22 protein-coding genes and 1 pseudogene are annotated in these 22,133 nt (G+C 70.7%); 19 read left to right on the forward strand and 4 right to left on the reverse strand.

Annotation, left to right across the window (positions count from 1 at the left end):
• Positions 1-162: 162 nt before the first annotated feature.
• The 8 genes from infC (at position 163) to ABD951_RS14410 (ending at position 6,819) form a co-directional block, all read left to right on the forward strand.
• A complete protein-coding gene (gene infC, locus ABD951_RS14375; protein WP_345345978.1) occupies positions 163-846 on the forward strand; it encodes a translation initiation factor IF-3 in 684 nt (227 codons plus the stop codon).
• Between the two features lie 52 nt (positions 847-898).
• Positions 899-1,093, forward strand: coding sequence for a 50S ribosomal protein L35 (gene rpmI / locus ABD951_RS14380; RefSeq protein ID WP_345345884.1), 195 nt, complete (start codon positions 899-901; stop codon positions 1,091-1,093).
• A 66-nt stretch (positions 1,094-1,159) separates the two neighbouring features.
• Entirely contained in the window at positions 1,160-1,549 is a 390-nt protein-coding gene (rplT, locus tag ABD951_RS14385) for a 50S ribosomal protein L20 (protein ID WP_050065175.1), read from the forward strand.
• Between the two features lie 23 nt (positions 1,550-1,572).
• On the forward strand, positions 1,573-2,385 hold the full coding sequence (locus ABD951_RS14390) for a TrmH family RNA methyltransferase (protein WP_345345889.1): 813 nt from the start codon (positions 1,573-1,575) through the stop codon (positions 2,383-2,385).
• A 50-nt stretch (positions 2,386-2,435) separates the two neighbouring features.
• Positions 2,436-3,506, forward strand: a complete 1,071-nt coding sequence (gene pheS, locus ABD951_RS14395; RefSeq protein WP_345345891.1) for a phenylalanine--tRNA ligase subunit alpha — start codon at positions 2,436-2,438, stop codon at positions 3,504-3,506.
• 43 nt (positions 3,507-3,549) lie between these two features.
• Positions 3,550-6,036, forward strand: coding sequence for a phenylalanine--tRNA ligase subunit beta (gene pheT / locus ABD951_RS14400; RefSeq protein WP_345345893.1), 2,487 nt, complete (start codon positions 3,550-3,552; stop codon positions 6,034-6,036).
• Positions 6,037-6,125: 89 nt separating this feature from the next.
• On the forward strand, positions 6,126-6,563 hold the full coding sequence (locus ABD951_RS14405) for a hypothetical protein (protein ID WP_345345895.1): 438 nt from the start codon (positions 6,126-6,128) through the stop codon (positions 6,561-6,563).
• Between the two features lie 82 nt (positions 6,564-6,645).
• On the forward strand, positions 6,646-6,819 hold the full coding sequence (locus tag ABD951_RS14410) for an adenylate cyclase (protein WP_345345896.1): 174 nt from the start codon (positions 6,646-6,648) through the stop codon (positions 6,817-6,819).
• 93 nt (positions 6,820-6,912) lie between these two features.
• Here the strand turns inward: ABD951_RS14410 and ABD951_RS14415 are convergent, their stop codons facing one another.
• Positions 6,913-8,598: an acyl-CoA dehydrogenase family protein gene (locus tag ABD951_RS14415; RefSeq protein WP_345345898.1), complete on the reverse strand. Its 1,686-nt coding sequence runs from the start codon at positions 8,596-8,598 to the stop codon at positions 6,913-6,915.
• Positions 8,595-9,254, reverse strand: a complete 660-nt coding sequence (locus tag ABD951_RS14420) for a TetR/AcrR family transcriptional regulator (protein ID WP_345345900.1) — start codon at positions 9,252-9,254, stop codon at positions 8,595-8,597. Before ABD951_RS14420 ends, ABD951_RS14415 begins: the two co-directional genes overlap by 4 nt.
• Before the next feature lie 132 nt (positions 9,255-9,386).
• On the opposite strand from ABD951_RS14420, the gene ABD951_RS14425 reads away from it, so the two are divergent.
• The 3 genes from ABD951_RS14425 to ABD951_RS14435 all read left to right on the forward strand — a co-directional run bounded on the left by ABD951_RS14425 (position 9,387) and on the right by ABD951_RS14435 (position 12,414).
• Positions 9,387-10,913, forward strand: a complete 1,527-nt coding sequence (locus ABD951_RS14425) for a class I adenylate-forming enzyme family protein (protein WP_345345902.1) — start codon at positions 9,387-9,389, stop codon at positions 10,911-10,913.
• Between the two features lie 101 nt (positions 10,914-11,014).
• On the forward strand, positions 11,015-11,431 hold the full coding sequence (locus ABD951_RS14430) for a DUF1801 domain-containing protein (RefSeq protein WP_345345904.1): 417 nt from the start codon (positions 11,015-11,017) through the stop codon (positions 11,429-11,431).
• Between the two features lie 464 nt (positions 11,432-11,895).
• Positions 11,896-12,414: a DUF420 domain-containing protein gene (locus tag ABD951_RS14435; protein WP_345345907.1), complete on the forward strand. Its 519-nt coding sequence runs from the start codon at positions 11,896-11,898 to the stop codon at positions 12,412-12,414.
• Between the two features lie 95 nt (positions 12,415-12,509).
• Here ABD951_RS14435 and ABD951_RS14440 read toward each other — a convergent pair whose 3' ends face one another.
• Positions 12,510-13,121, reverse strand: coding sequence for a TetR/AcrR family transcriptional regulator (locus ABD951_RS14440; protein ID WP_345345909.1), 612 nt, complete (start codon positions 13,119-13,121; stop codon positions 12,510-12,512).
• Positions 13,122-13,335: 214 nt separating this feature from the next.
• Here ABD951_RS14440 and ABD951_RS14445 point away from each other — a divergent pair, with 214 nt between their 5' ends.
• Both ABD951_RS14445 and ABD951_RS14450 read left to right on the forward strand, forming a co-directional pair.
• The gene (locus ABD951_RS14445) at positions 13,336-14,289 is read left to right on the forward strand and encodes a metal-dependent hydrolase (protein ID WP_345345911.1); all 954 of its coding nucleotides are present in this window, start codon (positions 13,336-13,338) and stop codon (positions 14,287-14,289) included.
• The gene (locus ABD951_RS14450) at positions 14,289-15,449 is read left to right on the forward strand and encodes a hypothetical protein (protein WP_345345912.1); all 1,161 of its coding nucleotides are present in this window, start codon (positions 14,289-14,291) and stop codon (positions 15,447-15,449) included. The genes ABD951_RS14445 and ABD951_RS14450 overlap by 1 nt, the downstream gene beginning before the upstream one ends.
• Positions 15,450-15,545: 96 nt before the next feature.
• On the opposite strand, the pseudogene ABD951_RS28685 reads toward ABD951_RS14450, so the two are convergent.
• Positions 15,546-15,988, reverse strand: a pseudogene (locus tag ABD951_RS28685) (nitroreductase/quinone reductase family protein).
• Positions 15,989-16,146: 158 nt separating this feature from the next.
• On the opposite strand from ABD951_RS28685, the gene argC reads away from it, so the two are divergent.
• Genes argC through ABD951_RS14490 form a run of 6 tightly spaced genes read left to right on the forward strand, consistent with a single transcriptional unit; the run spans position 16,147 to position 22,080 of the window.
• Entirely contained in the window at positions 16,147-17,208 is a 1,062-nt protein-coding gene (gene argC, locus ABD951_RS14465; RefSeq protein WP_345345914.1) for an N-acetyl-gamma-glutamyl-phosphate reductase, read from the forward strand.
• Positions 17,205-18,452 carry a bifunctional glutamate N-acetyltransferase/amino-acid acetyltransferase ArgJ gene (gene argJ, locus ABD951_RS14470; protein ID WP_345345916.1) on the forward strand — a complete coding sequence of 416 codons (1,248 nt, stop codon included), beginning with the start codon at positions 17,205-17,207 and terminating at the stop codon, positions 18,450-18,452. Before argC ends, argJ begins: the two co-directional genes overlap by 4 nt.
• On the forward strand, positions 18,449-19,399 hold the full coding sequence (gene argB, locus ABD951_RS14475) for an acetylglutamate kinase (protein ID WP_345345918.1): 951 nt from the start codon (positions 18,449-18,451) through the stop codon (positions 19,397-19,399). Before argJ ends, argB begins: the two co-directional genes overlap by 4 nt.
• Positions 19,396-20,601, forward strand: coding sequence for an acetylornithine transaminase (locus ABD951_RS14480; RefSeq protein WP_345345920.1), 1,206 nt, complete (start codon positions 19,396-19,398; stop codon positions 20,599-20,601). Before argB ends, ABD951_RS14480 begins: the two co-directional genes overlap by 4 nt.
• Before the next feature lie 4 nt (positions 20,602-20,605).
• Positions 20,606-21,538: an ornithine carbamoyltransferase gene (argF, locus tag ABD951_RS14485; RefSeq protein WP_345345922.1), complete on the forward strand. Its 933-nt coding sequence runs from the start codon at positions 20,606-20,608 to the stop codon at positions 21,536-21,538.
• Complete coding sequence (locus ABD951_RS14490; protein WP_345345924.1) at positions 21,538-22,080, forward strand: arginine repressor; 543 nt, start codon at positions 21,538-21,540, stop codon at positions 22,078-22,080. Before argF ends, ABD951_RS14490 begins: the two co-directional genes overlap by 1 nt.
• Positions 22,081-22,133: the final 53 nt, after the last annotated feature.

A 22,133-nucleotide genomic window follows, 5' to 3' on the forward strand; every position in this document is an offset into this window, starting at 1 on the left:
TTCCGGTCGCTCGGGTTCGAGGCTTCCTCGGAAGCTCTGGACCCGGGTCCCCCGAGGGGGCGTGGGCAGGTGCGCAAGCGCCGCGTCGCGTGATCGGTCGACATCGGACCCCGCCTGGATCTCTCCAGCGGGGTTCTTTTGTTGGGGACGTGGGCAGGCGGGCTGCGGGCGGTCAGGACGACCACGCCGCTCTACCTAGGAGGCCCCATCAGCACTGAGACTCGCATCAACGAGCGCATCCGCGTACCCGAGGTCCGGCTCGTCGGACCTGGTGGTGAGCAGGTTGGCATCGTGCGTGTTGAAGATGCACTCCGCTTGGCACAGGATGCCGACCTCGACCTCGTCGAGGTTGCGCCCGACGCGCGTCCGCCGGTGTGCAAGATCATGGACTACGGCAAGTTCAAGTACGAGGCCGCGCAGAAGGCGCGCGAATCGCGCAAGAACCAGCAGCAGACCGTGATCAAGGAGCAGAAGCTCCGCCCGAAGATCGACGATCACGACTACGAGACCAAGAAGCGCAACGTCGTTCGCTTCCTCGAGGCCGGATCCAAGGTCAAGGTCACGATCATGTTCCGCGGCCGCGAGCAGTCCCGCCCCGAACTGGGCTTCCGGCTCCTGCAGCGCCTCGGCGCCGATGTCGCCGACCTCGGATTCATCGAGACGTCCGCGAAGCAGGACGGCCGGAACATGACGATGGTGCTGGCCCCGCACAAGGGTGCCAAGACCCGGGTCAAGGCACAGGAGCAGGCTCAGAGCGGCGGCCGTCCGCCCGCCGCCCCGGCGCCCGCGGCGCCGGCCCCCGCCCCGGCCGCGCAGCCGGAGACGCCCGAGACGCCGGCGAGCTGACCAGACCAGCACGAAGTACGCAGCAGTAGAAGAAACGGAAACTGAGGACTCCATGCCCAAGAACAAGAGCCACAGCGGCACCGCGAAGCGATTCAAGGTGTCCGGCAGCGGAAAGATCCTGCGCCAGAAGGCCGGCCGCCGCCACCTGCTCGAGCACAAGGCCACCAAGGTCACCCGTCGTCTCGACGGCGTCGCCGTGGTCGACAAGGCCGACGTTCCCCGCGTCAAGCGCCTGCTCGGCATCTGATTCGACCTTCTCCCCACCCTTCGGGCGCGCTCGCCGCGCGTTCGACCGATTGACAGGATTTTTTCAGTGGCACGCGTAAAGAGGGCAGTCAACGCCCAGAAGAAGCGCCGTTCCGTTCTCGAGGCGTCCGCCGGCTACCGCGGCCAGCGTTCGCGCCTCTACCGCAAGGCCAAGGAGCAGCAGCTCCACTCGTTGACCTACGCGTACCGGGACCGCCGCGCGCGCAAGGGTGACTTCCGCAAGCTGTGGATCTCGCGCATCAACGCCGCCGCCCGCGCGAACGACATCACCTACAACCGCTTCATCCAGGGCCTGAAGGCCGCTGGTGTCGAGGTCGACCGCAAGATCCTGGCCGAGCTGGCCGTCTCCGACGCCGAGGCGTTCGCCGGCCTGGTCGCCGTCGCGAAGGCCGCGCTGCCGGCCGACGTGAACGCTCCCGCCGGGGAAGCGGCCTGAGCAAGCCGATCCAGGAACGACCCGTGGACCCGTTCACCGAGCGGACGCCACGGGTCGTTTCTGCTGTCAAGCTGCTGCGCGCCGCCGAGCGACGCAAGACGGGACGGTTCCTCGCCGAGGGCGCGAATTCGGTGACCGCCGCCCTCGACACCGGGCGCATCGACGAGTTGTTCGTCACGACCGACGCCGCCGTCCGGCACGCCGACCTCGTCGAACGGGCGCTCGCGCAGCGGGTACGTGTCTCTCCGGTCACCGACCGGGCCGCGAAGGCGCTCGGGGACACCGTCACCCCGCCTGGCCTGGTCGCGGTGTGCCGGACCGTGGACGTCCCGGTGTCCGACGCGTTGGGGTCGCGGCCACGCCTGCTCGCGGTGCCGGTCGAGATCAACGACCCGGGGAACGCAGGCACGGTGATCCGGGTCGCGGACGCCGTCGGCGCCGACGCGGCGATCCTGGCCGGTGACAGCGTCGACCCGCACAACGGAAAGTGCGTTCGGTCGTCGGCGGGCAGTGTGTTCCACCTGCCGATCGCCCGCGAGCGTGACGTCGACGCGGTGCTCGCCGCGATCACCGCGGCCGGGGTGCAGGTGCTGGCCACCGCCGCGGACGGCGAGGTCGATCTCGACGACGCCGACGAGCTGCTGGCGCGGCCGACGGCCTGGTTGTTCGGCAACGAGGCGCACGGTCTGGACCCGGCACTGGCGGCGCGGGCCGACCACCGGGTGCGGATCCCGATCCACGGGCGGGCGGAGTCCCTGAACCTCGCGACCGCCGCCGCGATCTGCCTGTACGCGAGCGCGCGGGTGCAGCACAGGACGACCGGGCCGACACCATAGAATTTGCCAGAACGCGCGAGCAGAACCGAACACGAGGAGTTTCACGAGCCGTGGCCAAGTACGAGGGCGACAGTGCACCGACCATCGACGCGCAGGCGCTGACCGAGGAGTCGCTCGCCGCGGCCGCGGATGCGGCGGAGCAGGCGTTCACCGCGGCGTCGGACCTCGACGCGCTCGCCAAGGCGAAGATCGACCACCTCGGGGACAAGGCGACGCTGTCACTGGTGCGTCGTGCCCTCGGCACGCTGCCCGGCAAGGAGAAGGCCGACGCGGGCAAGCGCGTCAACGCCGCCCGCACCCGGGCGAGTTCCGCCTACGACGCCCGCCGGGAGGTGCTCCTCGCGGAACGGGACGCCGCCGTGCTGGTCGCCGAGTCGATCGACGTCACCCTGCCCGTCGGCCGTCGCCCCGCCGGGGCCCGGCACCCGATCACCATCATCTCCGAACAGGTCACCGACGTCTTCGTGGCGATGGGCTGGGAGGTGGCCGAGGGACCCGAGGTCGAGACCGAGCACTTCAACTTCGACGCGTTGAACTTCCTGCCCGACCACCCGGCGCGCACGATGCAGGACACCTTCCACGTCGCGCCCGAGGGTTCGCGCCAGGTCCTGCGCACCCACACCTCGCCGGTGCAGGTGCGGTCGATGCTCTCGCGCGAGCTGCCGCTGTACGTCGTCTGCCCGGGCCGCACGTTCCGCACCGACGAGCTCGACGCCACCCACACCCCGGTCTTCTCGCAGATCGAGGGACTCGCGGTGGACAAGGGTCTGACGATGGCGCACCTGCGCGGCACCCTCGATGCGTTCGCGCGGGCCCTGTTCGGGCCGGACACGCGAACCCGCATGCGCCCCAACTACTTCCCGTTCACCGAGCCGTCCGCCGAGGTGGACGTCTGGTTCCCGGGCAAGAAGGGCGGAGCCGGCTGGGTCGAGTGGGGCGGCTGCGGCATGGTGAACCCGAAGGTGCTGCGGGCCAGCGGCATCGACCCGGACGAGTACACCGGCTTCGCGTTCGGCATGGGTCTCGAGCGGACCCTGCAGTTCCGCAACGGCATCCCCGACATGCGCGACATCGTCGAGGGCGACGTGCGATTCACGCTGCCCTTCGGTGTCCAGGCCTGACGAACTTCAACGACTGAGCCGAGAACGAGAGAGCTGAGTAGACGTGCGAGTAGCGCAATCGTGGCTGACCGAGATCCTGCAGCGGGCAACCCCCGGCTGGCAGGTGACCCCCGAGGAACTGGACGCCGGCTTCGTGCGGGTGGGCCTGGAGGTCGAGGAGGTCGATCCGCTGCACACCGTGCCCGGCCCGCTGGTCGTCGGCCGGGTGCTGCAGATCACCGAACTGACCGAGTTCAAGAAGCCGATCCGGTTCTGCCAGGTCGACGTCGGAGAGGAGCAGCCTCGCGGAATCGTCTGCGGCGCACGCAACTTCGCCGAGGGTGACCTGGTGGTTGCGGCGCTCCCCGGCGCGGTCCTGCCCGGCGACTTCCGCATCGCCGCCCGCAAAACCTACGGCCAGGTGTCGGACGGCATGATCTGTTCGGTCGCCGAACTCGGGGTCGGCAAGGACCACTCCGGCATCCTGGTGCTCGAGCCGGGCACCGCCGAACCGGGCACCGACGCGAACGAACTGCTCGGCCTCGGCGACACGATCATCGAACTGAACATCACCCCGGACCGTGGCTACTGCTTCTCGGTGCGTGGCCTGACCCGCGAGCTGGCCAACGGTTTCGACCTCGAGTTCGTCGACCCCGCCGTCACCGTGCCGTACGAGGCGTCCGGGGACGCCTGGCCGCTGGACGTCCGGCCGGAGTCCGGGTGCACCCGCTTCGCGCTGCGGAAGGTCACCGGCGTCAACCCGGCCGCGGTGACGCCGTGGTGGATGCAGCGTCGCCTGCTGCTCTCGGGTGTGCGGCCGATCTCCCCGGCCGTCGACGTCACCAACTACGTGATGCTCGAGCTCGGGCACCCGCTGCACGCGTTCGACGCCGCCAAGCTCGCCGGCGGTCTCGTGGTCCGCCGCGCCGTCGCCGACGAGAAGCTGACCACGCTCGACGGGGTGGAGCGGACCCTCGACGCCGAGGACGTCGTGATCTGCGACGACAGCGGCGTCATCTCCCTCGCCGGTGTGATGGGCGGCGCCAGCACCGAGGTCGGCCAGGACACCACCGAGGTCCTGCTCGAGGCCGCGATCTGGAACCCGCTCTCGGTCTTCCGCACCTCGCGGCGGCACAAGCTGATCTCCGAGGCGTCCAAGCGGTACGAGCGGATCGTCGACCCGGCCCTGTCGGCCGCGGTGCTCGACCGCGCGGCCGGACTGCTCGCGGAGATCACCGGCGGCCACGTCGAGCCCGTGCTCACCGACGTCGGCGCCGTCGCCGCGCCCACCGCGATCAGCATGGACCTCGACCTGCCGAGTCGGGTTGCGGGCGTCACCTACCCGGACGGCACCGCGGCACGCCGGCTCACCCAGATCGGCTGCACCGTCGACGTGGCACCCGACGGGGACGGCGCCGGCCACCTGGTCGTCACCCCGCCGACGTGGCGTCCCGACCTCGAGCAGCCCGCCGACCTGGTCGAGGAGGTGTTGCGGCTGGAGGGCCTCGAGCAGATTCCGTCGGTGCTGCCCGCCGCTCCCGCCGGTCGCGGCCTGACCGCACCGCAGCGGCGCCGCCGCGCGGTCGGCAAGGCCCTCGCGTTCGACGGCTACGTCGAGGTGCTGCCGACGGTGTTCCTGCCTGCCGCGGTGTTCGACACCTGGGGCCTGGCCGCCGACGATCCGCGGCGCGTCACGACGAAGGTGCTCAACCCGCTCGAATCCGACCGCCCCGAACTGGCGACCACGCTGCTGCCCGGCCTGCTGGAGATCTTGTCCCGCAACACCTCCCGCGGTCAGCGTGACCTCGCGCTGTTCGGCGTCGCGCAGGTCGTCCGGCCGGGTCCGGACACCAAGCCGGTCGAGGCGCTGCCGGTGGATCGGCGGCCCACCGACGAGCAGGTCGCTGACCTGCTGCGGTCGCTGCCGGCGCAGCCGCTGCACGTCGGCGCGGTGCTGACCGGGCTGCGGGAACCGAGTGGACCGTGGGGGCCGGGCCGGGCCGTCGACGCCGCCGACGCGTTCGCGGCCGCCGAGACCATCGCCGCCGCCGCGGGGGTCGTGCTGGAGCGCCGCGCCGTGCAGTACCTGCCCTGGCATCCGGGGCGGTGCGCCGAGCTGCTCGTCGACGGCGTCGTCGTCGGCCATGCCGGTGAGCTGCACCCCGCGGTCCTCGAGCGCGCCGGGCTGCCCGCCCGGACCTGTGCGGTAGAGCTGGACCTCGATGCGCTGCCGATCGTGGAATCGCTTCCGGCGCCCCGAGTTTCGCCGTTCCCGGCGGTGCTGCAGGACGTCGCGGTCGTGGTGGAGGAGTCCGTACCCGCGGCCGCGGTCGAGTCGGCGCTGCGTGCCGGCGGCGGCGAGCTGCTCGAGGACATCCGGCTGTTCGACGTGTTCACCGGCGAGCAGGTCGGTACCGGCCGCAAGTCCCTCGCGTTCGCGCTGCGTTTCCGGGCCGCGGATCGGACTCTCACCGAGGACGAGGCCAGCGCCGCTCGGGACGCCGCGGTGGCGGCGGCGGGCGCGGCGGTCGGGGCCCAGCTGCGCGCCTGACCCTCCGTCGACGGCCGTCCGCCCTGTTCGGGGGACGGCCGTCGTGCGCCCGGGCTAGCCTGGAACGGGAGCGACCCGAGCGAGGTGTCATGACCGATACCCAGTCGATCGTCGACAGCATGACCGCCCTCACCGACGACGAGGTGCGAGCGGTCGTCGCCGCGGTGACCACGGCGCGGCCCGCGTTGGCGGCGGTGCGGGCCGCTGCCCTCGACATCCAGGTGTTCCCGGCTCCGGTCGCGCCGCCCGCCGGCGCCCCGGGAGCCGTTGCGGTGCCGGCCGCCGACGCCGCGGCCGTGCCGGATCCCGGCAGCGTGTCGGGTGCGACCGGCTACACCGGCACCGGGGTGCCGACCTTCGATGCGGTGCGGGAGAAGATCGAGATCCGTGCGGGGACCGCGGACGGCGCCACCGAACTGGACGACGCCTCCGAGTCCGGTCGCACCCTGCAGGAGCAGTACGCCGCGCGGGAGAAGGCGGCGCAGGACCGGCTCGCGGAGATCCGGCGCTCCCTCCGTCACGACTGATCGTCGTCGCGCCACGCCGTGTCGCGCTGCGTGCGCGGTGGTCGCGTCGTACCGTGGACGGACCTACACGGGAGGTGTGGCCATGGAGGACATCGGGGTCGTGTTCGGGTACGTCGTCGTGATCGCCGCGATCGCGGTCGTGGTGATCGGTGTGTCGATGTTGTTCGCCGTCTCGATCAAGCAGGACTTCCTGCAGCGCAAGCCCACGGGGTACCCCTCGTCGAAGCCCGCGGTTCGCCGCGATCACACGGCCTGACTGCGCCGTCCCGTTTCCGGACCGGCCCATTCGGTCGGTCGGAACGACCGAATGGACCGTCAGGAACGGTCGAGGGTCGGTGCCGCCCGAGGATCAGTGCCGCCCGAGGATCGCGGCGAAGTCGGTGCCGGCGGGCAGTGAGCCGTACTCGAGGTCCCGGTCCGCACCGAGTCGGGCGGTCAGGAACGCTTCGGCGACGGCGGTCGGGGCGGTGCGCAGCAGCAGCGACGCCTGCAGGCCGAGGGCCATCGACGAAGCCACCGAGCGCGCCCGAAGTTGGGCCTGCTGCTGGTCGAGCGTCGCGAGTTCGGCCAGCACGACCCGCATGCGGTCCTGGTGCGCGTCGAACAGGGCGGACGCGCCGCGAGCCTTGGCGAGTTCGGCGTCGAACGCCTGCACGGATTCCGGTTCCCGGGTCATCGCGCGCAGCACGTCGAGTGCGATGACGTTGCCCGAGCCCTCCCACACGGCCATCACCGGCTGCTCCCGGTAGCGGCGGGCGAGCGGGAACGCCTCGGTGTAGCCGTTGCCGCCGAGGCACTCGAGCGCCTCGTACGCGTGGTGCGGTCCGCGCTTGCAGATCCAGTACTTCGCGACCGCGGTCGCCAGCCGCCGGAACGCCTTCTCGGTGTCGTCGGCATCCGCGTCGTGGGCGCGGGCCAGCCGCAGCGCCGTCGCGGTCGCGGCCTCCGACTCGAGCGCGAGGTCCGCGGCGACCGCCGTCATCGCCGGCTGGTCGATCAGCGTCGCCCCGAACGCGGCCCGGTGCCGCACGTGCCACAGCGCCTCCGCGACGGCCTGCCGCATGCCGGCGGTCGAGCCGTACACGCAGTCGAGGCGCGTTCGCGAGACCATCTCGATGATCGTGCGGACGCCGCGGCCCGGCTCGCCGACGAGATGGCCGATCGTGCCGTCGAGTTCGATCTCCGAGGACGCGTTGGACTTGTTGCCGAGCTTGTCCTTCAACCGCTGGATCCGGAAGACGTTGCGCGTGCCGTCCTCGAGAACCCGCGGCACCAAAAAGCAGGACAGGCCGGGCTGCGCATTCGGGTCGCTCCGCAGGCTCCGCTCCTGGGTCTGCGCGAGGATCAGGAAGCCGTCCGACATCGGCGCCGAGCAGAACCACTTGTGTCCGGTCAGGGACCACGTGCCGTCCGAGTTCGCCACGGCGCGTGTGGTGTTGGCCCGCACGTCCGAGCCGCCCTGCTTCTCGGTCATCGCCATGCCGAACAGCACGCCCGGCTTCTGCGCGGGTGCGATCAGGCGGCCGTCGTAGCCGCGGGCGTAGAGGCGCGGCAGCCACAGGTCGGCGAGCTCGGGAGCGAACTCCAGGGCCGGAACCACGGAGTGCGTCATCGAGATCGGGCACGAGTGGCCGGGCTCGATCTGGGCGAACATCATGAACGAGGCCGCGCGGGCGACGTTCGCGCCCGGCTTCGGATCCGCCCACGCCGACGTGTGCGCGCCGTGCTGCACCGCCGCGCCGATGATCCGGTGGTAGGCGGGATGGAACTCGACCTCGTCGATCCGGTTGCCGTACTTGTCGTGCGAGTGGAACTCCGGCGTGATCGTGTTGGCGAGTTCGGCGTCGTGCTGGAACGACTCGGTGCCGACGAGCTCGCCGACCGCGGTCAGTTCCGGTTGCGCCCACCCGGCGTCGTAGTGCGCGACACCCTCGACGAGCGGGGCGTTCGCGGTGTACTCGTTGACGTCGATGCGGGGCGGCGCCTGGTTGAACACCTCGTGGGTGCGGAATCCGGTGGGTGCGACGGTCGTCATGAGGGTGTTCCTTCGGTCGGTGTGGCGGTGACGCCGGATCGGTCGGTGCAGCCGATGCCGTGGAAGCAGAACCGCAGGATCGCGTCGACGAGCTCGGTGTCGTCGGCGCTGCCCGCGCCGGCACGGGTGGGGGACAGGCTGCCGGTCAGGGATTCGCTGATCGCACCGATCAGGGCCGTCGCGGCTACCTCGAGGTGCTGTGGCGGAAAGTCTCCGGACGCGATGCCCTCGCGCAGGATCTCGGTCGTCAGGTCGTGGTAGGCCGCGCGGTACGTCAGCCGTTCGGCGTCGATGCGCGGATCGACCGGTTCGAACAGCAGCGCCCAGGCCATCCGACGCCCGCGGACGGCGCGCAGCGCGAACGTCTCGACCAGTGCGCGCAACCGTTCCGTCGGGGTCTGGGCGGCCTCGACGGCCGCGCGTACCGCGGCCAGCTCCTGGTCCGCGCCGGCCCGGAACACCGCGGCCAACAGTTCGGCGCTGCCGTCGAAGTACGAGTACACCGAACCGACGCTGACCTGGCATTTCTCGGCGATCGCCTTGACGGTTGCCGCGGCGAACCCGCCGTCCGCGACCAGGGCGGTGGCCTCGGTGAGAAGCGCGGCCCGACGCTGCGCCTGGGCGGCGCGTGTCTTGTCGGTCGGTCGGTACGCCATCGGGTGGGACCCTTCCCCAAAGTTATGAATCATGATTCAATCCTTGCGAGCCGACTGTAGAACGAATCCCCGCCGACGGCAACGCCCGGCGCCGTCTCGGCCATCGGACGCGCACCACCCCGAGGAGACCTCATGAACCTGACCACGATGCTGGAGAGCACGGCGCGCAAGAACCCGGACAAGGACGCGCTGGTCCACGGGGACGATCGGATCACCTACACGGAGCTGCTCGCGGCGTCGAAGCGGGCCGCCGAGGTGCTGCGGGCCCGCGGTGTCCGGCGCGGCGATCGGGTGGCGGTGATGACGTACAACACCCCGGGATTCGCGATCGCCGCGTTCGGTGCCTGGCGGGCCGGTGCCACGCTGGTTCCGGTCAACCACAAGCTCGCCCCTCCGGAGATCGAGTACACCCTCGGACACTGCGGAGCGAAGGTGGGCGTCGTGTCCGCGGACCTGCGGGCGAACGCGGAAGCCGGTGCGCCGCAGGTCGACTGGCTGCTGACCGAACTCGGCGGCGCGGCGGGCCTCGCCGACCGTGACTTCGACGGCCTCGTCGACCGCGCCGACGAGTGGGTCGGAGTCGAGGTCGACGAGACGGAGATCGCGCAGGTGCTCTACACGTCGGGCACCACCAGCGCGCCGAAGGGATGCCTGCACACGCACCGCTCGATCACCACGGTCGCGCCGTACATCGCGACCACCCTCGGTCTCGACCGCGACGAACGGGTGCTGATCGCGATGCCGATCTGGCACGCGGCTCCGCTCAACGTCTGGTTCGTCACTACGATGTTCCTCGGCGGCACCGTCGTGCTGATGCGTGAGTACCATCCGCTCGAGTTCCTGAAAATCATTCCGGCGCAGCGGATCACGGCGTTCTTCGGGGCTCCGATCGCGTACCTGGCGCCGCTGCAGGCGGCGAAGGCGGCCGGCGTCGACCTCGCGAGCTTCGACTTGTCGAGCGTGCGGCGCTGGACGTACGGCGGCGCCCCGATCGGCGCCGAGGTGGCGCGGCAGTTGCAACAGGCCTACCGGTCCCAGAGCTTCTACCAGGTGTACGGGATGAGCGAGATGGGGCCGACCGGCACCGCCCTCTACCCGCACGAGCAGATCGCCAAGGCCGGGTCGATCGGCCGCTGCGGCATGCCCGGCGTCGACCTGCGCGTGGTGCGTGCCGACGGCGCCGACGCCGGACCGGGGGAGACCGGCGAGATCTGGCTCGCCGGCGACACCCGGATGGTCGGCTACCTCGACAACGAGCAGGCCACGAACGAGGTGTTCGAGGGACGGTGGTACCGCAGCGGCGACGTGGCCCGGCTCGACGACGACGGCTACATCTACATCGTCGATCGCACCAAGGACGTCATCATCACCGGCGGCGAGAACGTCTACTCGCAGGAGGTCGAGGAGGCGATCCGGCCCCGGCAGGACGTCGTCGACGTCGCGGTCATCGGCCGCCCGCATCCCGAGTGGGGCGAGACGGTCGTCGCGGTGATCGCCGCCGCCCCCGGCGCGCACATCGAGCTGGACGAACTCCGGTCGTACCTGTCGGACAAGCTCGCCCGCTACAAGATCCCGCGCGAGCTGGTGCTCGTCGACGAGCTGCCGCGCAACCCGTCCGGAAAGCTCACCAAGCACGTCCTGCGGGAGTCGGTGCTGTAGCGGGACCGGCGAGGGCGCGTCGCGCTGCGATCGAGCCGGTCGGCGGGGATACTCGGGTGACGCGCGAGTGGCCCGGAAGTCGAAGGGAGCGATCGACAGTCATGACGAACAGCGGCCCGAAGGACGTGGACTCTCCGTCCCGGCTGATCGACGAGAGGATCGAGGAGCTCGGTGACTGGCGGGGTGAGATGCTCGCGCGGGTCCGAGCGCTGATCACACAGGCCGACCCCGACGTGGTCGAGGAGTGGAAGTGGCGGGGAGTTCCGGTGTGGTCGCACGCCGGAATGATCTGCACCGGGGAGACCTACAAGAAGATCGTGAAGGTGACCTTCGCGAAGGGTGCCTCGCTGTCCGACCCGTCCGCGTTGTTCAACTCCAGCCTCGAGGGAAACATCCGGCGTGCCATCGACTTTCACGAGGGTGACGAGATCGACGAAGCGGCATTGACGGCGCTCGTCCACGAGGCGGTCGCGCTGAACCTGTCCGCGGCCGGGCGGCGCAAGCGATCGAGTTCGTAGCCGACAGGACGTCGCCGGAGCTCCCTCGTCGCGGCCCGGTCGCGAACGGACGACGAGGCCCCGGGGGTGGGCCCGACCGCTGACGTGGCACGCCGCCGCGCCGGGGAGTCGACGGGTCTCGTGTCCGAGAACCGACCCGCACACGGCCGCGCGTCGCGTCATCGGGGATTGCCACCCGGGTCGCAGGTTGTTCGACCGGGCCGGCTCCGTCCGCAGGGGCGGATCCCGGTTCGGTCGATGTCCGTCGGCCCCTCGGGTGGAGGCCGATGCCCCGGTCGACGTCGCCGAGTCCGCTGCCCGACACGGGCGGCTCCGCGGCGCCCGCCTGTCACCGGTCCGGTGAGCCGCCGAGCGGGCACGGGCGCTGCGAACACCGCGGAGATCAGCACACCGCCCCGGGGGCGCCGTCGGTGCCGCTGCTACTGTCTCCGTCCGGCGGATGTTCCCGACATGGTGTCGGGAAAATGGCTCCGCAGAGGGTGGCAGGCGCGGAGATGAACGACTTCCCTGGAGTCGACGGCTTCCTCGGTACGAGGGCGTCGTGGGCGATGGACGCGATGGTGCTCGTGATGGCGCTGGTCGTGGTCGTACTCGGATGGAGTGTCCATCAGGTCAGGTCGAAGCGAAAGTTCGGTCGGCACAAGTGGGCCCAGATCCTGCTCGCGGTCGGGTTGCTCGCGGCCGTCGTGCTGTTCGAAACGGACGTGCGCTTCAACGGGTGGGAGGATCGCGCCGCGGGTGTCGTGGGCGGCGCCGCCTCGACCGCGGTGTGGACGGCGCTCACCGTCCACCTGGTGTTCGCCGTGTTCTCGGTGGTGCTCTGGCCGGTGGTGATCGTCCGCGCGGCACGTAATTTCGGTGCGCCACCGCATCCGGGTGCCCACAGCGCGTGGCATCGGCGGTGGGCGCCGGTCGCGGCGATCGGAATGACGTTGACCGCGGTGACCAGCTGGATCTTCTACTGGGTGGCCTTCGTGGCATGAGACGGCGGGTGCGTCGAGGGCCGGTGACCGTCGGGACGTCGACGGCGCGGTGCGCGCCGGCGACACCCGCGGCCCCGTGAACCGGAGTGCCGGGATCAGCGGGCGGGGTGACGCGGTTGGGCGCCGATCGCAGTGCCCATCCAGCGGTGCAGGTAGTGCCGGAGTTCGTCGTCGCTCCGTGGCGGGTCGCCGGGCGAGATGAAGAACGACTGCATCGTCCGCAGTTGGTATTCGACAAGTTCGCGCAGCGCCGGCTCGTCGTATCCGTGCCGGTCCCAGTCGACGTCGAATCGTCGGATCATCGTCATTCCGAAGTCGAGGGCTTCACCGGACGTGATGCCCTCGGTGTGCGAATGCGAACCGGACAGCATGATTCCCAGGTGCGGGGTGCGGGGCGCTTCGTTGAGCGTGTAGATCACGGCCTCGACGACCGCTTCCCGGGGGTCCGAGATTCCGGTCAGGTGGTGCGTCAGGCGGTCGAGGAATCCGCCGACGGCGGCGATGGCCGCCGCCCGCAGGAGGGCGTCGGTGTTGGGGAAGTACCGGTACACCGTCTGCCGGATGACGCCGAGCGATTCCGCGACGTCGGCGATGCTGATCGCCGCACCATTCCGGTTGATGAGTTCGACTGCCGCCGACACGATTCGACGGGACGCCTCCTCGTCGCTGTCCGGTGGGCTGCCGCCCCAACCGCGTCTTCGCGCCACTACCCGCTTCCTCGGCTCGAGCCATACCTGGCACGCGGCGAACCCGCGGACGATCCGGATAAGGCGGCCCGACGCTATCACGGCAGGGTCCGGCCGCACCGTGGTCGATGCCGTGTCGGACAATACGACCATACACAGTGGTGGATGTCTGTATGGTCTCTCCCCGTCCCGGTGTCGCACCGCAGCCCACTTCCGAGATCCGAGGTACCGAACAGTGACCGACCTTCAACCCCGAAAGATGGACTTCGGATTCGAGGACCACGACGTCCCCTTCCTGTGGAACCCCGAGAATCCCGCCTGGTCGAGCATGTCCAACGCGGTCTCGTTCCTGGCGATCGGCTTCGAGAAGATGATCGTGAAGCTGATCCTCCAGATGAAATCGCAGATCACCGATCCCGAGGTCGCGGCGGAGGCCACCGCGTTCATGCGTCAGGAGGGCCACCACTCGACCGCCCACCGCCAGCACGTGAACGCGCTGATCCGGCGGTACCCGGGCCTGCAGAACACACTCGACGCGGTCATCGGCGAGTTCGACCTCCTCACCGAGCGGACCTCGATCAACTACCGGCTCGCGTACACCGCCGACCTGGAGGCCACCTTCACCCCGGTGTTCAAGCTGATGCTCGACAACGAGGCCACGCTGTTCCGGCCCGGCGACGACCGGGTCGCGTCCCTGTTCCTCTGGCACTTCGTCGAGGAGGTCGAGCACCGCAGTTCGGCGCTGATCATCTACAACTCCGTCGTCGGCAACGAGCTCTACCGGATGCGCATGGCGCCGTCGATCTTCGCCCACGTGATGAAGTCGATCCGGATCGCGTGTGCGGGCTTCAACCAGCACGTTCCACTGTCCGAGCGGAAGGTCGACTCGATGTCGATGTTCGCCAGGCACCGGGCCAAGCAGAAGGTGCTCACCGCCTTCGCGCCGTACCTGACCAAGGGGCCGATGCCGCGCGCGTTCGACGGCCTGCCGATCGGTGAGCAGCTCACCGCCCTGTCCGGCGCCGTCCGCAGCCAGATGCCCGGGCACAAGCCCGAACACGAGAAGCTGCCCGTCCTCGCCGACGAGTGGTTCACCCGCTACGACGCGGGCTACGACTGCACCCGCTGGTACACCGCCGATCAGCAGCCCGGGAACGCCGCCGAGCCGGTCGCCGCGGGGGCGAACTGATGTCGGACCACTGTTCGCCCACCTTCTCGGATCTCGCGACGCGCCTGGGCTTCTCGTGTGAGGAGGCCGGTGGGCTCGTCGAGGTCCGGAACCCGTTCGCGCTGGAGAACTGGACGTTGCCGGTCCTCGAGTTCACCATCGTCCTCGGGGCGGTGCTCGCGCTCGTCCACGCGATCCTGCGGCTGCGCAGGCACGGGGATCCCACCAACCTGGTGCTGTGGTTCGGTGCCACCGCGTTCCTGTTCGTGATCGAGCCGCCGATCTACTTCCCGGCCATCTTCGGTACCGAGGAGTACCTGGGCACGATGTTCGCGCACAACGTGTTCACCGTGGACTTCCTGTGGGGTCGCCTTCCGCTGTACATCGTCGCGATCTACCCGCTGATGGCGACGCTGGCGTTCGAGATCGTCCGGATGCTCGGCGTGTTCCGGCGCTACGGCGTGTTCCTCGGCGCGGTGTGCGTCGGCTTCGTCCATCACGCGTTCTACGAGATCTTCGACCAGCTCGGCCCGCAGTTGCGGTGGTGGGAGTGGACGCTCGACAACAAGGTCAACCTGCCCTTCTTCGATTCGGTTCCGCTCCCGAGTGTCGTGGTCTTCGCGGCGCTGTGGCCGATGTCGCTGGCGCTGTGCGTCCAGTTCTTCGTCGGCAGGCACGTCGACGCGGGCCGACACTTCTCCGGCCTGCAGCTGGTGTGGCGCACCGTGGTGATCGGTCTCGCCGCCTCGGTCGGGGTGTTCGTGCTGCCCCTCCCGGCGACCGTCTTCGGCATGGGGAGCGACACGGTCCGCGGCTTCCTCTACGCCGCGGAGTTGGCCGTGCTCGCGGTCGTCGCGGTCGTCGTCCTGGTGCGGCAGTGGTCGCACCTGCGGCAGGAACCGTCGGATGCGCCCGGGTACCGGAACGCCTTCGTCCAGCGGTACGCCCTCGTGTATCTGGGGGTGATGGCGCTGCTGTGGATCAGCGCGCTGCCCGACTGGTTCGGCGCCGTCGACGGCACCACCGGGAACGGCGATCCGATCGGCAGCCTCTGGTACACGATCGGCTGCTTCGCGATCGCGATCGTCTGTGTGGTGGCGACGTTCACCGTGCCGCGGCGATCTCCGGAGTCGAACGGCGATGCGGCTCCCGCGGAATCCGCACCCGCGGGCACGGTCTGACCGGGCGGGACCGGACGCGCCGGGCCGGCACCCGATCGGTGGGTTCCGGCCCGGCGTGACACCCGGTGCGCAGGCCGGGGTACGCCGACGACGCCGTCAGCCGGGTAGGCGGGTGAGGGCGACGACGGGAATCGTGCGGACTCCTGCCGTCTGTTCGGCGTACGTGGCGAATCCCGGATACCGGCGGGCCTGTTCGGTGTAGATGCGGTCCCGTTCGTCGCCCGTCACCTCGCTGACCGACACGGCGTAGGTCTCGGTGCCGCGCTCGACCCGTGCCGTGTCGGCGGCGACGAGGTTGAGGTACCAGTCGGGGGATGGGTGGGTGCGCCGCCTTTCGTCGCGAAGACATAGATCCTGTCCGGGTCGGTCGCGTCCGGCAGGTACATCGTCGGATTCACCAGCTCGCGCCCCGACCTGCGCCCCCGGTGATGCAGCAGCACGAGAGGGGCTCCCTCGAACGGGCCACCCACGCGTCCCTCGTTGGCGCGGAATTCGGCGATGATGTTCGCGTTCCAGTCGTTCGGGTCGGGCGTGGTCAACGAGGGCCTCCTCCGTGATCGTGGGGACGGCGGTCCGGCGGGGCGTGCAGCGGGAGCGCCGCTCGCCACCACCGTACGACCGGACAGGCCGCTCGGGGAGGGTCGGCGCACCGATGCGCCTTATGAATGGGCTTGCATGATGGTGCATAATCGTCCATATGGTCACCACAGCAGCTTCCACCGGACCGATCCGGGTCGCGATCGCAGGCGCGAGCGGGTACGCGGGCGGCGAGATCCTGCGTCTGCTGCTCGGGCACCCCGCCCACCGCGACGGCAGGCTCACGATCGGCGCCCTCACCGCCGGCGGCAACGCCGGCGCCACGCTCGGGGCGTTCCACCCGCACCTGCTCCCGCTCGCCGACCGCGTCCTCGAACCGACGACCGTCGACGTGCTGGCCGGACACGACGTCGTGTTCCTCGGCCTTCCGCACGGCAACTCGGCCGAGATCGCCAAGGCGCTCCCGGAGAGCACCGTGATCATCGACTGCGGCGCCGACTTCCGCCTCTCCAACGCGGCGGACTGGGAGAAGTTCTACGGCAGCCCGCACGCAGGCACCTGGCCGTACGGCCTGCCCGAACTGCCCGGCAACCGGGACAAGCTCACCGGCGCAACCCGGATCGCGGTGCCCGGCTGCTACCCGACCGCGGCGAGTCTGGCGCTCGCCCCGGCCGTCGCCGCCGGGATCGTCGAACCGCGGGTGAACGTCGTCGCGGTCAGCGGGACCTCCGGCGCCGGGCGCGCCCCGAAGGCCGACCTCCTCGGCTCCGAGGTGATGGGCTCGGTCAAGGCGTACGGAGTCGGCGGCGTGCACCGGCACACCCCGGAGATCACCCAGAACCTCTCCGCGCTGGCCGGCACGGCCGTCACCGTCTCGTTCACGCCGGTGCTCGCGCCGATGCCGCGCGGCATCCTCGCCACCTGCACCGCGGCGACCACCGTCGACCTGGCGCGGGCCCGCGAGGTCTACGAGAAGGCCTACGCCGACGAGCCGTTCGTTCACGTGTTGCCGGAGAACGTCTACCCGCAGACCGGCGCCGTCGTCGGCTCGAACGCCGTGCAGATCGGTGTCACCGTCGACGCGGACGCCGGCCTGCTCGTCGTGATCGCCGCGATCGACAACCTGACCAAGGGCACCGCAGGCGGTGCCGTCCAGTCCATGAACCTGGCCCTCGGCCTGCCCGAGACCGATGGCCTCACGACCGTGGGAGTAGCCCCGTGACCGACACCCCCCAGACCGACACCCACGCCGACGCCGTCGAGGTGGCGGGCGGGCGCCTGATCCGCACCCAGGGCGTCACCGCACCCGCCGGGTTCCGCGGTGCCGGCATCGCGGCCGGGATCAAGGCCAGCGGCAAGCCGGACCTCGCGCTGGTGTTCAACGAGGGCCCGGACACGGCCGCCGCCGGCGTGTTCACGACCAACAAGGTCAAGGCCGCCCCGGTGCTCTGGTCGCAGCAGGTGCTCACCGCGGGGGCGCTGCGGGCCGTGGTGCTCAACTCCGGTGGTGCCAACGCCTGCACCGGTGCTCCCGGCTTCCAGGACACCCACGCCACCGCCGAGCACGTCGCCGCCACCCTCAGCGACTGGGGCACCGAAACCGGTGCCGGCGAGGTCGCGGTCTGCTCGACCGGACTGATCGGGGACCGGCTGCCGATGGACAAGCTACTCGCCGGCGTCACCGAGATCGTGCACGAGCTGGCCGGCGGGATCAGCGGCGGTACCGACGCCGCCTACGCGATCATGACCACCGACACCGTGCCGAAGCAGGCCGCCCTGCACCACGCGGACAAGTGGAACGTCGGCGGCATGGCGAAGGGTGCCGGCATGCTCGCACCCGCCCTGGCCACGATGTTGTCGGTCGTCACCACCGACGCCGTCGCCACCGCCGCCCAGCTCGACGAGGCGTTGCGGGCCGCGACCCGCCTGTCGTTCGACCGGCTCGACGTCGACGGCGCCACCTCGACGAACGACACGGTGCTGCTGCTCGCCTCCGGCGCCAGCGGCGTCGCCCCCAGCCAGGAGGAACTGAACGCCGCCGTGCTGGCGGTGTGCGACGACCTCGCCGACCAGATGATGGCCGACGCGGAGGGCGTGACCAAGAGGGTCACGGTCACCGTCGCCGGTGCCGCCAGCGAGTCCGACGCGCTGATCGGCGCCCGGACCGTCGCCCGCGACAGCCTCGTCAAGACGGCGCTGTTCGGCTCCGACCCGAACTGGGGACGTGTCCTGGCCGCGATCGGCATCGCGCCGATCACCCTGGACCCCGATCGGATCACGGTGTCGTTCAACGGGAATCCGGTGTGCATCGACGGTGTCGGCGCGCCCGGCGCCCGCGAGGTGGACCTGTCCGGCGAAGACATCGCGCTGCGCATCGAACTCGGTGTCGGTGACGCGGAGGTCTCCATCCGCACCACCGACCTCTCCCACGCGTACGTCGAAGAGAACTCGGCCTACTCGTCATGACCGAGACGATCATGAATCTGACCTCGAGCCAGAAGGCCTACGTCCTCGCCGAGGCGCTGCCGTGGCTGCAGCGCTTCCACGGGAAGATCGTCGTCGTCAAGTACGGCGGCAACGCGATGGTCGACGACGAGCTCAAGGCGGCGTTCGCGCAGGACATGGCCTTCCTGCGGACCGTCGGCATCCACCCGGTCGTCGTGCACGGCGGCGGACCGCAGATCAACGCGATGTTGAAGCGGCTCGGCATGGAAGGGGAGTTCCGCGGCGGGTTCCGCGTCACCACCCCCGAGGTGATGGACGTGGTCCGGATGGTGCTCTTCGGGCAGGTCGGCCGCGAACTCGTCGGCCTGATCAACGCCCACGGGCCGTACGCGGTCGGCATCTCCGGTGAGGACGCCCACCTGTTCACCGCGACCCGGCGCACCGTCGTCGTCGACGGCGCGGCCACCGACATCGGACTGGTCGGCGACGTCACCACCGTCGACCCGACCGCCGTGCTCGACCTCATCGCGGCAGGCCGGATCCCGGTCGTCTCGACGATCGCCCCGGACGCCGACGGGGTCGTGCACAACATCAACGCCGACACCGCGGCGGCCGCGCTCGCCGAGGCGCTCGGCGCCGAGAAGCTCGTCGTCCTCACCGACGTGGAGGGTCTGTACACCGACTGGTCCGACCGATCCTCGCTCGCGACCGAGATCGACACCGCCGCACTGGAAGAACTGCTTCCCCGACTCGACTCCGGCATGGTGCCGAAGATGGAGGCGTGCTTGCGGGCCGTGCACGGCGGGGTGCCGAGCGCCCACGTCATCGACGGTCGTCTCGCCCACTCGGTGCTGCTCGAACTGCTCACCGGCGAGGGCATCGGCACGATGGTCACCCCCGCCCGCCAGCCCGCAGTCACTCCCGCCCGCCACCCCGCGGTCACTCCCACGAAGGAAGGCTCCGCATGACCGGCACCTCCGCCCTCCAGCAGCGCTGGTCCGGCGCTCTGATGAACAACTACGGCGTCCCCCGGGTCGCGCTCGCGTCCGGCGACGGTGCGGTCGTGACCGACGCGGACGGAAAGCAGTACCTGGACCTGCTCGGCGGCATCGCGGTCAACAGCCTCGGGCACCGCCACCCGGCGATCATCGAGGCCGTGACCGCGCAGCTGAACACCCTCGGCCACGTGTCGAACCTGTACGCCAGCGAGCCGGCGGTCGCGCTCGCGGAGCAGCTGCTGCACCACCTGGGTGCGGGCCGCGACGGCGGCGTCACCGGCCGGGTGTTCCTGTGCAACTCCGGAACCGAGGCGAACGAGGCGGCCTTCAAGCTGGCGCGGCTCACCGGCCGGCGCAAGATCGTCGCCGCCGAGAAGGCGTTCCACGGCCGCACGATGGGTGCGCTCGCGATGACCGGCCAGCCTGCGAAGCGGGCACCGTTCGAACCGATGCCGGCCGGCGTCGAGTTCGTCCCCTACGGCGACGTCGCCGCGCTCGACGCGGCCGTCGACTCCGACACCGCGGCGGTCATCCTCGAACCGATCCTGGGCGAGTCCGGTGTCGTGGTCCCGCCGGAGGGGTACCTGGCCGAGGCCCGCCGGATCACCGCGGCCCGCGGCGCCCTGCTGATCCTCGACGAGGTGCAGACCGGCATCGCCCGGACCGGCTGGTTCTACGCGCACCAGGCGTCCGGGATCGTGCCCGACGTGATGACCCTCGCGAAGGGGCTCGGCGGCGGACTGCCGATCGGTGCCTGCATCGCGACCGGGGCCGCCGCGGAACTGTTCGGGCCCGGCCTGCACGGGACCACGTTCGGCGGCAACCCGGTGTGCGCGGCCGCGGCGCTGGCCGTGCTGCGGACCGTCGAACAGGAGGACCTGATCAGCCACGCCGACACCGTCGGCAAGTCCCTCGCGACCGGTATCGAGGCGCTCGGGCACCCGCTCGTCGACCACGTGCGCGGCGCCGGGCTGCTGCTCGGGATCGTGCTCACCGACACCGTCGCGCCGGCCGTCGAGGCCGCCGCGCGCGACGCCGGGTACCTCGTCAACGCCGCGGCGCCCGACGTGGTGCGGCTCGCGCCCCCGCTGATCCTCACCGAGGACCAGGCGCACGGCTTCGTGGCCGCGCTGCCGGACATTCTGAACACCGCTGCCGCGGAAGGGAAGTGACGACATGGCGATCAAGCACTACCTGAGGGACGACGACCTGACCCCCGCCCAGCAGGCCGAGGTCCTCGACCTGGCCGCGGCGCTGAAGAAGGACCCGTTCGCGAAGCAGACCCTGGCCGGTCCGCGCGCGGTCGGCGTGATCTTCGAGAAGAACTCGACCCGCACCCGCTTCTCGTTCGAGGTGGGCATCGCACAACTCGGCGGACACGCCGTCGTCGTCGACGGCCGCAGCACCCAGCTCGGTCGCGAGGAGACGCTGCAGGACACCGGCCGGGTGCTGTCCCGGTACGTCGACGCGGTCGTGTGGCGGACCTTCGGGCAGAAGCGGCTCGAACAGATGGCGTCCGGCGCGACGGTTCCGATCGTCAACGCCCTCTCCGACGAGTTCCACCCGTGCCAGGTGCTCGCCGACCTGCAGACCCTGCGGGAACGCAAGGGTGACCTGAGGGGCCTGAAGCTGACCTACCTCGGCGACGGCGCCAACAACATGTCGCACTCGCTGCTGGTGGGCGGCGTCACGGCCGGCATCGACGTCACGATCGCCGCCCCGGCCGGCTTCGAGCCGCTGCCCTGGGTCGTCGAGGCCGCGCACGCCCGCGCCGCCGAGACCGGCGCGTCGATCACGATCACCGACGATCCGCAGGCCGCGGCCCTCGGGGCGGACGCACTCGTCACCGACACGTGGACGTCGATGGGTCAGGAGAACGACGGGCTGGACCGGGTCGGGCCGTTCCGCCCGTTCCAGATCGACGCGGCGCTGCTCGCGAAGGCCGCGCCCGACGCGGTGGTGCTGCACTGCCTGCCCGCGCACCGCGGGGAGGAGATCACCGACGAGGTGCTCGACGGCCCGCAGTCGGCGGTGTGGGACGAGGCGGAGAACCGGCTGCACGCGCAGAAGGCGCTGCTGGTGTGGCTGTTCGAGAACCAGGAACGGTGATGACCACCGCCCGGGCCGCTGCGCCGAAGGCGGACGGCGTCGCTGCGTCGAGGACGCCCGCGGTGGCGGTCGCGCAGACCCGGGCGGGACGGCAGGCCCGGATCACGGCGCTGCTCGCGGCGCACGAGGTCCGCAGCCAGCCGGAGCTGGCCGCGCTGCTGGCCGCCGAGGGCATCGAGGTGTCCCACGCGACGCTGTCGCGGGACCTCGAGGAACTCGGTGCGGTCAAACTGCGGGCCGCGGACGGGGGAGCGGGCGTCTACGTGGTGCCCGAGGACGGCAGTCCGGTGCGTGGCGTGTCCGGTGGTACGGATCGGCTGTCCCGGCTGCTCGGTGAGCTTCTGGTCTCCACCGACGCGAGCGGAAACCTCGCCGTGCTGCGGACTCCGCCGGGCGCCGCGCAGTACCTCGCCAGCGCGCTCGACCGGGCGTCGCTGCCCGAGGTTGTGGGAACCATCGCCGGGGATGACACCATTCTCGTGGTGGCCCGTGAACCGCTGACCGGCGCGCAGCTCGCCGACATGATCGAGAAGCTGGCCTGACCTGGGCTTACGTCCCGGATCGGCCGGCGTGCGGTCGAACAATTGAAGATCTC

The sequence above is a fragment of the Rhodococcus olei genome, from assembly GCF_039540555.1.
In the GTDB taxonomy this organism is placed as follows: Bacteria; Actinomycetota; Actinomycetes; order Mycobacteriales; family Mycobacteriaceae; genus Rhodococcus_G; species Rhodococcus_G olei.

What these genes read in the sequence shown, in the direction of transcription:
- rpmI (WP_345345884.1), top strand. Translation starts at nt 899, where the DNA reads ATGCCCAAGAACAAGAGCCACAGCGGCACCGCGAAGCGATTCAAGGTG.
- ABD951_RS14405 (WP_345345895.1), top strand. Translation starts at nt 6,126, where the DNA reads ATGACCGATACCCAGTCGATCGTCGACAGCATGACCGCCCTCACCGAC.
- ABD951_RS14410 (WP_345345896.1), top strand. Translation starts at nt 6,646, where the DNA reads ATGGAGGACATCGGGGTCGTGTTCGGGTACGTCGTCGTGATCGCCGCG.
- ABD951_RS14415 (WP_345345898.1), bottom strand. Translation starts at nt 8,598, where the DNA reads ATGACGACCGTCGCACCCACCGGATTCCGCACCCACGAGGTGTTCAAC.
- ABD951_RS14420 (WP_345345900.1), bottom strand. Translation starts at nt 9,254, where the DNA reads ATGGCGTACCGACCGACCGACAAGACACGCGCCGCCCAGGCGCAGCGT.
- ABD951_RS14425 (WP_345345902.1), top strand. Translation starts at nt 9,387, where the DNA reads ATGAACCTGACCACGATGCTGGAGAGCACGGCGCGCAAGAACCCGGAC.
- ABD951_RS14430 (WP_345345904.1), top strand. Translation starts at nt 11,015, where the DNA reads ATGACGAACAGCGGCCCGAAGGACGTGGACTCTCCGTCCCGGCTGATC.
- ABD951_RS14435 (WP_345345907.1), top strand. Translation starts at nt 11,896, where the DNA reads ATGGCTCCGCAGAGGGTGGCAGGCGCGGAGATGAACGACTTCCCTGGA.
- ABD951_RS14450 (WP_345345912.1), top strand. Translation starts at nt 14,289, where the DNA reads ATGTCGGACCACTGTTCGCCCACCTTCTCGGATCTCGCGACGCGCCTG.
- argC (WP_345345914.1), top strand. Translation starts at nt 16,147, where the DNA reads ATGGTCACCACAGCAGCTTCCACCGGACCGATCCGGGTCGCGATCGCA.
- argB (WP_345345918.1), top strand. Translation starts at nt 18,449, where the DNA reads ATGACCGAGACGATCATGAATCTGACCTCGAGCCAGAAGGCCTACGTC.
- ABD951_RS14480 (WP_345345920.1), top strand. Translation starts at nt 19,396, where the DNA reads ATGACCGGCACCTCCGCCCTCCAGCAGCGCTGGTCCGGCGCTCTGATG.
- argF (WP_345345922.1), top strand. Translation starts at nt 20,606, where the DNA reads ATGGCGATCAAGCACTACCTGAGGGACGACGACCTGACCCCCGCCCAG.
- ABD951_RS14490 (WP_345345924.1), top strand. Translation starts at nt 21,538, where the DNA reads ATGACCACCGCCCGGGCCGCTGCGCCGAAGGCGGACGGCGTCGCTGCG.